The sequence below is a fragment of the Corallococcus sp. AB018 genome, from assembly GCF_003986945.1.
In the GTDB taxonomy this organism is placed as follows: domain Bacteria; phylum Myxococcota; class Myxococcia; order Myxococcales; family Myxococcaceae; genus Corallococcus; species Corallococcus exiguus.
On record NZ_RAWR01000291.1, the window covers coordinates 1 to 10,447 of the forward strand.

At 69.0% G+C, this 10,447-nt stretch carries 9 protein-coding genes; 6 read left to right on the forward strand and 3 right to left on the reverse strand.

The annotated features are described in order from the left end of the window. The coding region (locus D7Y11_RS38710) for an ATP-binding protein (RefSeq protein WP_126936191.1) at nt 1-2,731 on the forward strand (2,731 nt) is incomplete at its 5' end. Between the two features lie 9 nt (nt 2,732-2,740). Here D7Y11_RS38710 and D7Y11_RS38715 read toward each other — a convergent pair. Together D7Y11_RS38715 and bioA are read right to left on the reverse strand one after the other, a co-directional pair. Continuing rightward, nucleotides 2,741-4,189, reverse strand: a complete 1,449-nt coding sequence (locus D7Y11_RS38715) for an FAD-binding oxidoreductase (protein ID WP_126936192.1) — start codon at nt 4,187-4,189, stop codon at nt 2,741-2,743. Between the two features lie 164 nt (nt 4,190-4,353). Then, nucleotides 4,354-5,685, reverse strand: a complete 1,332-nt coding sequence (gene bioA, locus D7Y11_RS38720; protein ID WP_120595466.1) for an adenosylmethionine--8-amino-7-oxononanoate transaminase — start codon at nt 5,683-5,685, stop codon at nt 4,354-4,356. Nucleotides 5,686-5,974: 289 nt separating this feature from the next. On the opposite strand from bioA, the gene D7Y11_RS38725 reads away from it, so the two are divergent. Continuing rightward, nucleotides 5,975-6,772, forward strand: coding sequence for an acyl-CoA desaturase (locus D7Y11_RS38725; RefSeq protein ID WP_120580904.1), 798 nt, complete (start codon nt 5,975-5,977; stop codon nt 6,770-6,772). Between the two features lie 67 nt (nt 6,773-6,839). Here the strand turns inward: D7Y11_RS38725 and D7Y11_RS38730 are convergent, their stop codons facing one another. Continuing rightward, nucleotides 6,840-7,106, reverse strand: a complete 267-nt coding sequence (locus tag D7Y11_RS38730; protein WP_306466123.1) for an NAD(P)H-binding protein — start codon at nt 7,104-7,106, stop codon at nt 6,840-6,842. On the opposite strand from D7Y11_RS38730, the gene D7Y11_RS38735 reads away from it, so the two are divergent. The 4 genes from D7Y11_RS38735 to D7Y11_RS38750 all read left to right on the forward strand — a co-directional run. Next, complete coding sequence (locus D7Y11_RS38735) at nt 7,093-7,794, forward strand: hypothetical protein (protein WP_233597459.1); 702 nt, start codon at nt 7,093-7,095, stop codon at nt 7,792-7,794. The genes D7Y11_RS38730 and D7Y11_RS38735 overlap by 14 nt on opposite strands. Nucleotides 7,795-7,804: 10 nt before the next feature. Further along, complete coding sequence (locus D7Y11_RS38740; protein ID WP_172810418.1) at nt 7,805-8,272, forward strand: SMI1/KNR4 family protein; 468 nt, start codon at nt 7,805-7,807, stop codon at nt 8,270-8,272. Between the two features lie 137 nt (nt 8,273-8,409). Further along, nucleotides 8,410-9,285: a DUF2381 family protein gene (locus tag D7Y11_RS38745; RefSeq protein WP_120580902.1), complete on the forward strand. Its 876-nt coding sequence runs from the start codon at nt 8,410-8,412 to the stop codon at nt 9,283-9,285. Further along, nucleotides 9,282-10,447: serine/threonine-protein kinase (locus D7Y11_RS38750; protein ID WP_233607539.1), on the forward strand; the 1,166-nt coding region annotated here is incomplete at its 3' end. The genes D7Y11_RS38745 and D7Y11_RS38750, both read left to right, overlap by 4 nt.

A 10,447-nucleotide genomic window follows, 5' to 3' on the forward strand; every position in this document is an offset into this window, starting at 1 on the left:
CCCGGGCACCGCGTGGAGCCCGGTGGAGGCGGGGCTGGACGGGCCGTGGCCCTTCGCCACCGCGGGCGCGGACCCGCTGGACGTGCCGCGCGCGCCGCTGAGCCTGAACCTGGACATGGGCACGGTGCTGGGGCCGTACGAGGAGCCGCCGACGCATGCGCGCGTGCTGCCCATCCACCCGGCCGGAATGGCGGAGCCCTTCGGCTACCTGGTGGCCGGCGTGAGCCCCCGCCGCGCGATGGATGACACCTACCGCGGCTTCTACGAGCAGCTCCAGGCCACGGTCACCAACGCCGTCGCCAGCGTGCGCGCCTACGAGGCGGAAGCGCAGCGCGCGGAGGCGCTGGCGGCCATCGACCGGGCGAAGACGGCGTTCTTCTCCAACGTGTCGCACGAGTTCCGCACGCCGCTCACGCTCATCCTGGGGCCGCTGGAGGAGTCGCTCGCGGACGCGTCCGCGCCCCTGCCGCCATCGCAGCGCGCGCGCCAGGAGCTCACCCATCGCAATGCCCTGCGGTTGTTGAAGCTGGTCAACTCGCTGCTGGACTTCTCGCGCATCGAGGCGGGCCGGGTGAAGGCGAGTTACCACCCCACGGACCTGACGCGGCTCACCGAGGACCTGGCCAGCGTCTTCCGCTCCGCCATGGAGAAGGCGGGGCTCCAGTACACCGTCGAGACGCAGGACGTGGGCGAGCCCATCTACGTGGACCGGGACATGTGGGAGAAGGTTGTCCTCAACCTGCTCTCCAACGCGTTCAAGTTCACGCTCCACGGCGGCGTCACCGTGCGGCTTCAGCGTGAGGGGACGCGGGTGCGGCTCACCGTGCGGGACACCGGCACCGGCATCCCGGAGGCGGAGCTGCCGCGCGTGTTCGAGCGCTTCCACCGCGTGGAGTCCTCGCGCGGGCGCACGCATGAAGGCACCGGCATTGGCCTGGCGCTCATCCAGGAGCTGGTGAAGCTGCACGGCGGCACGTTGGGCGTCCACAGCGTGGAGGGCGAGGGCAGCACCTTCTTCGTGGAGCTGCCGCTGGGCCGCGCGCACCTGCCCGCTGAACAGGTCCAGGAGGACGAAGGGACCCCGCACGCGGGCAAGCTGGGGTCCGCCTTCAGCGAGGAGGCCCTGCGCTGGCTGCCGGATGCGCCGGAGTCCCTCCCGCCGCCGGGTGCCGAGCCGGAGCCAGTGAGGGCTTTCAGCAGCTCCTCCGTGCTGGGAAACACAGGCGCGGGGTTCGCGCTGCCCATGGGGCGTGGGCGCGTCCTCGTCGCGGACGACAACGCGGACATGCGCGGGTACGTGAGCAGCCTGCTGTCGGCCCACTGGAACGTGCGCGCGGTGGCGGACGGCGAGGCGGCCTTCGAGGCGGCGCTCGAGCTGACGCCGGACCTCATCCTCAGCGACGTGATGATGCCCCGGCTGGACGGCTTCGGGCTGCTCCACAAGCTGCGCGGCGACGCGCGCACGCGCGGCATCCCCTTCATCATGCTGTCGGCGCGCGCGGGCGAGGAGGCCCGCATCGAGGGGCTCCAGGCCGGCGCGGACGACTACCTGGTGAAGCCCTTCTCCGCGCGCGAGCTGCTGGCGCGCGTGGACAGCCAGCTCCAGTTGGGGCAGGCCCGGCAGCAGCTGTCCGACTTCTTCATGCAGGCCCCCGCGGCCATGTGCGTGATGATGGGCCCGGACCTCGTCTTCTCTGTCATCAACCCCATGTTCGCGAACCTGATGGGCCGGGACATGCTGGGCAGGCCCGCGCGCGACGCGCAACCGGTCGGAGGCCACGGCGTGCTGCTCCAGCACCTGGAGCGCGTCTACCGCACCGGCGAACCCTTCGTGGGCCGCGAGGTCCCGGCGCGCCAGCCGGACAGCCAGGGCGGCCTCAAGGAGCTGCTGCTGGACGTGGACATCCACGCCCAGCGCGACGGAAAGGGCCGCATCCAGGGCCTGCTCGTCGCCGTGCAGGAGGTCAGCGAGCGCACCCACGCGCGCCAGCAACTGGAGACCCTCACGCATGACCTCCAGCACGCGGTCGCCGCGCGCGACACCTTCCTGGGCGTGGCGTCGCACGAGCTGAAGACTCCCGTCACCGCGCTGCTCCTGCACCTGGAGATGACGCGCCGGCGCCTGTCTCCCAAGCGCGGCGAGCCGCCCTCCGCGGAGAAGCTCACGTCCGCGATGGACTCCGCGCTGCGGCAGGTGGAGCGGATGTCGCGGCTGGTGGACGAGCTGCTGGACGTCTCACGCATCCGCGCGGGCAAGCTGGACTTCCACATGGAGGAGAGCGACCCGATGGAGATGATCCACGAGGTCCTCGACACCTTCCGCGAACAGATGGAGCAGGCCCGCTGCGTCCTGGAGCTGCGGGCGGAGCTGAACCTGCGCGTGTGGTGGGACCGCTCGCGCATGCAGCAGGTGCTGACGAACCTGGTGTCCAACGCCATCAAGTACGCGCCGGGCACGCCGCTGCGCATCGGGTTCACCAGGCGCGGCGACCGGCTCATCCTCTACGTGTCGGACGGCGGCCCGGGCATCCCGCCCGAGCACCAGGCCCGCGTCTTCGAGCGCTTCGAGCGCGGCGGCCCGCCCCAGACCGTTCACGGCCTGGGGCTGGGCCTCTTCATCGCCCATCAAATCGTGCAGGGCCACCACGGCAAGCTGGTCCTGCAAAGCCCCCCCGGCCAGGGCGCCACCTTCTTCATCGACCTGCCGCTCCCTCCGCGGGCCCAGGCCTGAGCGCGCGCCTCAGTGCGCGACGCTCGGGGGTTTCACCGGACCGGGCAGGATGTTCTGGTTCACGTGGAAGAGGTTCTGCGGGTCGTATGTCCGCTTCACCTCCACCAGCCGCGGGTAGTTGTCACCGTAGGTGGCCTGCACGCGCTCCTGGCCCTCATCCATCATGAAGTTCACGTAGGCGCCGCCCGCCGAGTACGGGTGCAGCGCGCTCCAGTACTCCTTCGTCCAGGTGGAGATGTCCGCCGCCCGCTCCGGTGACGGATCCACCCCGACGATGACCTCCGACCAGCGCGCGTCGCGGAAGCGGAAGGCCGTGTCATGCGGGCCCACGCGGTGCGCCGCCCCGTCGATGGGGTACAGGTGCATGGTGGACTGCATGGACGGCAGGCGCCCGGCGAAGGACACGTGCTGCTCGATGGCCGCGTCCGGAATCTCGCGCACGAAGTCCGCGCGCCAGTACCACTGGTGTCCCGGCGGGTAGAGCGCGTCGAAGGCGGTCTGCAACATCGGGAAGGGCATGGGCATCACGCCGTGCAGCGCGGGCTTGAGCGCCAGCACGGGCGCGAACAGCTCGTCCGCGCGCGCGGGGTCGCCCGTGTAGCACCACACCACGCCGCACATCTTCTGGAGGTGGAGCTCCTCCGGGAAGGGCGGCGCGGGCGGCACGGTGATGAAGGCGAAGAAGCCGCTGAGGTCCTCCGGCGCGGCCGGGAGGAACTCGCGATACCAGCGCATCACCTCCGCCGCGCGGTCCAGGGGCCAGAGCGTGGGGCCACCGATGACGATGTCCACGGGGTTGGCGCGGAAGAGGAACGACGTCACCACGCCGAAGTTACCGCCCCCGCCGCGCACCGCCCAGAACAGGTCCGGGAACTTCTCCTCGTTCGCGGTGACGAAGCGACCGTCCGCGAGCACCATGTCCACGGCGAGCAGGTTGTCGATGGTGAGCCCGAAGCGGCGCGTGAGGTATCCCAGGCCGCCGCCCAGCGTGAGCCCGGCCACGCCCGTGGTGGAGATGATGCCGGAGGGCACCGCGAGCCCGAAGGCATGGGTGGCGTGGTCCACGTCCCCCCAGACGGCGCCGCCCGCGACGCGCACCGTGCGGGCCTCGGGATCCACGCGCACGTCGCGCATGCGCGACAGGTCGATGACCAGTCCGTCATCCACCAGCGCCAGTCCGCCGCCGTTGTGGCCGCCGCCGCGCACGGCCAGGGGCAGCTTGCGCTCGCGGGCCAGGGCCACCGCGGCGATGACGTCCGCCACGTCCGCGCACCGGGCCACCATGGCCGGGCGCTTGTGGATCATCGCGTTGTACAGCTGGCACGCCTCCGCGTAGTCGGCGTCTCCTGGCTGGATGAGCGTGCCGCGCAGCTGCGCCCGGAACAGCTCCACGCTGTCCGGCGTCAGCCCGCCGGGCAGGCCGGGGCCTGTCTGCGGACGGTGGGTTTCGAGTGTCACGGCGGTTCCCTCCTCAAGAGCCGGCACCGGCACGGCGCCTGACTCAACGGATGCGCACGGTGACGGCCTCGCAGCACCAGAAGGCAGGAAGGGGCCTCCTGGCACGCGCCGGTGGGCGGGTACGGACGCAGCGCTCCGCCACTCCGCCACCCGGAAGGGACGGCTCAGCCCGCCGCCACCTCGCGCAGGCTGTCCTCCACGCCCGCGAGCAGCAGGTCCAGGTCCGCGTCCGGGATGTTGAGCGCGGGCGCGATGTAGACGGTGTTGCCCATGGGGCGCAGGTAGAGGCCGCGGCGGCGAGCGGCCTCGTAGACGCGCCAGCCGCTGTCCGCGAAGTAGCCTCCGCCACCCAGGTCCACCGCGCCCACCATGCCCACCGCGCGCGGGCGCACGAGCCCGGGGAGGGTGGCGGCCATGCGCTCGAAGGCGGCCTTCACGCGAGGCGCCTTGCGCTGCACCTGCCCCAGCACGTCCTCGTCGCGGTACACGGCCAGCACCTCGCGCGCCACGGCCGCGCCCAGCGGGTTGCCGCAGTACGAGTGCCCGTAATAGAGCGCCCGGTCCTTCGCCCCCAGGAAGCCCTGGAAGATGCGCTCGGACGCGAGCGTGGCGGCGAAGGGCAGCATGCCCCCACTGAGCGCCTTGGCCAGGCACAGGAGGTCCGGCACCACGCCAGCCAGGTCCACCGCGAAGCGAGCACCGGTGCGGCCCATGCCGGTGAAGACCTCGTCGGCGATGAGGAAGGTGTCCACCGCGCGGGTGGCCTCGCGCACCTCGCGCACGAAGTCCGGCGACGACATCCACATGCCCGCCGCGCCCTGGAGCACGGGCTCCAGGATGACGCCTGCGATGCCGTCCGGATCCGCCGCGAGCGCGGCCTTCACCTCGGCCAGGGCGCGCGCGTGGCCATCGGGTTCAGCGGGGGACGGCACGTGCACCACGTCGAAGAGGAGCGGGCCGAACACGTCTCGGAACTCGTGCACGCCGCCCACGCTGGTGGCGCCAATCGTCTCGCCGTGGAAGGCGCCGGTCAGGGTGATGAAGCGGGTGCGGCGGGGGCGGCCGTTCTGGGCCCAGTACTGCGCGGCCATCTTGATGGCCACCTCCACCGCGGTGCTGCCGTTGTCCGAATAGAAGACGCGCGACAGCTTCTGCTCCGAGGGCACGTCCGCCCGGTCCGCGCCCGGAGCCAGCGCGGTCAGCTCCGCGCCCAGCAGGGCCGCGGGTCCGTGCGTGATGCCCGCGAGCGAGACGTGGGCCAGGCTGCCCAGTTGCTCGGTGAGTGCGTGCACGAGGCGCGGGTGGCGGTGTCCCAGGGTGGACACCCACCACGAGCCGTTGGCGTCCAGGTAGCGCCGTCCGTCCGCGTCATGGAGCCAGACCCCCTCCGCGCGGACGATGACGAGCGGGTCCGTCTTCGCGATGTACTGCTCCATCGCGGTGTAGGGGTGCCAGACGTGCTGCTTGTCCAGTCCGACGAGGGTTGCCCGATCCACGGTGGAGGCTCCTGGGCGCAAGGGGAGTGAAGCCCGGGGTGACGCGCCGCGTGCCCTTCTGCCCTCCCTGGGGACGGCCCGCAACGTCGCGGTGCGACACGAGGGACGGAGGCGAATGGATGGCCGCACCGGGCCTTATCCACCAGCGGACAGGCGGAGGAATGGGACGCTCAGTGGCGTGCGTCCGGGACGGGACGGTGGGGCCGGTCCGCTGCCGGTGACATGGGGAGCGCTGACATTGCCATGACAGGGGGGGTGTTAGCCCTGTGTCTGTCATCACGGGAGAGTCATGGCCATCGTCATCTTCTTCATCAGTCACTGGCTGCTCTGCGTCTTCTTCCAGAGCTTCTTCCAGCACCGTTACGCGGCGCACCGCATGTACAGCATGGGTCCGCGCACGGAGAAGGTGATGCACCTGCTCACCTACCTGGTGCAGGGCTCGTCGTACCTGTCACCGCGCGCCTACGCCATCCTGCACCGCGAGCACCACGCGTACTCGGACACGGAGAACGACCCGCACTCGCCGCACTACTTCAAGGACGTGATGCGGATGATGTGGCACACGAAGGAGCGCTACACGGGCATCCTGGCGCGCCGGATCCAGCCGGAGCCGCGCTTCGAGGGTGGCTATCCGGAGTGGAAGCTCGTGGACGAGACGCTGGGCCAGTCCTGGTTCGCGGTGCTGGGCTGGGTGGCGCTATACACGGCGTTCTACGCGACGTTCGCGACGTCGCCCTGGATGTTCCTGCTGCTGCCGGTGCACTTCGTGATGGGGCCGGTGCACGGCGCCATCGTGAACTGGTGCGGGCACAAGTACGGCTACCGGAACTTCAAGGGCGCCGACAAGTCGCGCAACACGCTGCCGGTGGACGTGCTGTGCATGGGCGAGCTGTTCCAGAACAACCACCACAAGTACGGCAGCAGCCCGAACTTCGCGGCGCGCGCCTTCGAAATCGACCCCACGTGGCAGGTGATGCGCGTGCTGTCCAAGCTGGGCGTCATCCGCATCACCACGCCCCAGCGCGCCGTGTACCCGGAGCCGCGTGAAGTGGCCCGCCAGAGCGGCGCCGGAGCGCAGGTGGCCTGACGCGAGGTCCAGACTTGAAGCAACGCGGGGGGGCCGTCCGACAGGGACTGCTCCCCCGTGGTGTTTCTCAGCCCTGCTGGAGCGTGGCGGCCAGCGGCTGGCCCACCTCACCAGAGGAGATGAGCAGCACCGTGTCCCCGAGGGAGAACACGCCGTCACACTCCTCCGGGCGGCTGTAGTCCGCCTGGCGCACCTGCACGCCGCGCGCGGCCCACTCCGTGGCCTTGTCCGGATTGCGCACCGCGACCGCGATCTGGTTCGCGGGGACCTTCTTCAGCAGTCCCTCAATGACGAAACGGCCCAACCGGCCCGTGGCTCCCATGATGACGAACATCGGAGTCCTCTCCCTTTTCCGGATGGAAGCAATCGCGCTATCACGCCTTGCCATGATGCCTGTCTGCACTCAACGCACTGCGACGACCGCCTTTGTACTCGTCCTCGTTGGCTGTGGATCAGCCACTATCGGCACCGTCGGCAAACCGGTCTCGGCGAAGTGGTCAGGCTCGGTCGTGACTCCTGATGGAGGACAGCTGAGCACGACCATCTACTATGGCCCCTGGCAATGCAGCGCCGCATTCCTGTCCCGGTGCGAATCGAAATGCGCTGCCCAGGGCCACCGGCTCATGGGCTGCATCTGGCTGGCGGACATCAAAAGCGATTGGAAGGGCCGCTACTTCTTCATGCCTGCGGAGGCCGGTGGGCGAATGGCCATCACCCACTGCTGCTGCGACTACCCGAAGGTGGATGGAGAAAGCCTGCGGAAGACATGGAACAACGCCCGTCCGGGCTTCCGTGATGCATGGGGGCGAGAATTTGGCCCGTGGCCGAAGTCGAGCTCTGGCAAGTATTGGCCGGGCCATCACATCTTCGACCTGGGCCACGGTGGCCCGCCGACAGCGCCGAGCAACGTGCTGCCAGCCCCGGATGACGTACACAACGTCTTCAATTCCGAGTACCCCGCCTGCTACGCACCAAGTGGGAAGTGGCTGGCACCGGGCCCTGAGCGCCCCTACGTGGACTGAGGGCGGCACCATGCTCACGAACATGCAGCGACTGCTGGCGGAAATCTCCGCCCGCCACTTCCCCAATCCTCCCGCCACACCCGCCCAACTTGCCGCCTTCGAGGCGCGCGTCGGATGGAAGCTCGATGAGGAACTGCGCGCCTTCTACCTGCACTGCGATGGCGCGGCCCTCTTCCAGCCCTTCCCGGACGCGAACTACCACCTGCTGCCTCTGGAGCAGATCCGCCGAGCCCGCATGGCCATGCGCCCAGGTGATGACGACCAGTTCGGCTCCGCGTCCTGGTACACGCTCGTGGATCTCCAGGACTCCGACTATGTCATCCTGGACGTCGCCCATCCGGTGAATGGCCGGTACCCGCTCCTCGACGCGTACCACGAGACCTTCCCTCAAGGCGTGCGCCCCATCGCCGTCTCCTTCAGCGAGTTCCTGGAGAGGGCGCTCACCAGTGCCAACTCTTACTTCTGGTTGAACAGGTAAGCGCCCTACCAGGGAGTAGCGACCAGGCAGCGTCTTGACTCGCTCAAGGGGCTTGGGACGCGACTTTGGCCAAGGGAAAGAGCCCACTGCGCGAACACCCGCGATGGTAGCGTGCCCATCCGGGAGGTCACGAATCCTTGCTCCAACCCTTCAGATTGGCTCTTCCCCTGGCGCTCATTGTCACCTGGGGAGCTGCCGCGCAGGCACAGCCGGCCACGAGGACGCGCATCGGGCGTCAGCGCACCGTGACCATCGCCAGCACGTCCGCCGATCCGCTGCCCATCGTCCATGTGGCGGGAGACACGCCGACAGTGTTCCTCTTCTCTTCGCCGATCCAGAAGAAGACCCTGACCTTCGATGAGTCCCGGATCCGCCTCCTGGATGCGGGCGAGCGCTCCGTCATCATTCAGCCCGTGGCCAGTCTTGGTGACGATGAGCGTCTGGAGATTGGAGTCTTCTTCGACGATGGCCGAGCGCCCGCACGGGCCGCCTTCGTGCTCATGAACCACCCGGCTGAAGTGGACTCGCGGATCGACGTGCAGCGCCTGGAGCTTCTGAACACGACCTGTCCGCCCTCGGCTCAAGCACCAGCGCCGAAACCGGAAGACTTCGTGCTGCTTGGCTACGTGGACGACAAGGGCATCGCGGCGTCCAGCAGAAAGGGCCGGAGGGGGCCTGTACAGGGACTTTCCGTGGAGTCGCTCGTGGCCTTTCGGGGCACGAAATGGATTCTGGCGGACGTGAAGATCAAGAATGAGTTGGACCACCCGGACTGGACACCCGGAGAGGCAACGTTCGTGGGCCGGCTCGACCTGCCTCTGCGAGCGAGGCTCGTCGCGAAGCAGCCGGGGCCGATTCCTCCTGGTGAGTGGAGGCGGGTCCTTGTGGTCGTGGAAATGCCTGAAACGAAGGCAGACCTTGTCTTCACCCTGGAGGTGCGCGGGGATGGGGGACGTCATCTCACGATTCCAGCCGTACGCTTTCCACAGCCCGCGGAGGTGGCTGTCCAATGAGCGCGACGATGATCAACCTTCCTCCCGGTTCGCTCATTGATGGATGGCAGGTGGCCAAGGCACTCGGCGACGGAGGCTTCGCGTTCGTCTTCCTGGGCGAAAAGAACGGCAGGCACCGCGCCATCAAGGTGGCCCAGCACCGGGAGTCCAGCGGCGACCTCAAGCAGACCCATGCTCGGACGCTGCGGGAGTTGACGGCGCTGCTCATGCTGGACCATCCGAACATCGTCCGGCCGCAAGGGCATGGCCTCGCGGAGAGCGGGAACCTCTACCTCGCGCTCGACTATGTGGACGGCTGGACGCTCGCGGAGTGGGCGGAGCGCAAGCACCCGACCGTTCGTGAAATCCTCGGCGTCTTCGAGAAGCTCGCCGGTGCGCTGTCGTACATGCACGGCCGGGGCATCCTGCACCGGGACCTGAAGCTGTCCAACGTCCTCATCCGCAAGAGCGACGGCGAGCCCGTCATCATCGACTTCAGTTGCGCGACCTATACGCTCGCCGAAGACCTGACGAACGGGGGTTTGCCTCCAGGCACGGACCGCTATCGCGCCCCCGAGCAGTTCAAGTTCCTGCGCGAGCACAAGGATGAGCGCCGGGCGCGCTACGCCTTCCAGGTCGCCGACGAAATCTTCGCGGTCGGTGTCATGCTCCATGAGCTGCTGACGGACCCACGACCGACGGAGTTTCGTCCGCGCTTCGACTTGAACAGTCTTGCCCTCCCACCGCCGCCACCCCGCCTGGTGAATGCGCGGGTTCCAGCGGAGTTGAGCGATCTCGTGGAGAGCGTCCTGGCCCGAGACCCCAAGAAGCGTCCGGTCGACACCGAGGCGCTGCGCCGTGAGCTCGCGGAACTCCGAGCCAGTGCTTCCGCTGAATACGACGTGCCGGTTCATCCGCCCTCGAAACAGCGCCACGGCGAGCCGGCCTCGGAGGCGCTGGAGATGCCCTCCATCCCCCAGTCGCTCCAGCGGCACGTCGCCCGAGTTGACCGCGACCGCGGCCAATGGCGTGGTCTCCTCGCCGGCATCGTCGCGCTCGCCATCGCCGCGCTCCTCTGGCGTTTCGCCGGGGGCCCATTCGAACCACACGTTCCCGCGGGCCCAATCCATCCCATCACCTCTTCCGCACCACCCCAGGCGACCCCTGCTGCTATGTCCACCCC